Source organism: Enterobacter sp. BIDMC 29 (assembly GCF_019378755.1).
Lineage (GTDB): Bacteria > Pseudomonadota > Gammaproteobacteria > Enterobacterales > Enterobacteriaceae > Enterobacter > Enterobacter ludwigii.
On record NZ_CP080000.1, the window covers coordinates 2199686 to 2199896 of the forward strand.

At 44.5% G+C, this 211-nt stretch carries 1 pseudogene; it reads right to left on the reverse strand.

From position 1 onward, the window contains the following. A pseudogene (locus JTA15_RS21805) lies at nt 1-206 on the reverse strand (UDP-glucose 6-dehydrogenase); the annotation flags it as partial. Nucleotides 207-211: the final 5 nt, after the last annotated feature.

Here is a 211-nt window from a genome sequence, read left to right on the forward strand (position 1 = left end):
TCTTCTTTGTCCGTCGTTGCACGGAAATTCAGCGGTTTGCTGGCGAGGTATTCCTGGATTTCTTTATCGACAATCGGGGATTGCTTTTGATTAAGCATATCCACTTTAGACTGAACGATATCCAACGCCACCACTTCATGGTTTTGTGCGATCAGAATGCCGTTTGATAGGCCTACATAGCCTGTTCCGGAGATAGTTATTTTCATTCGCT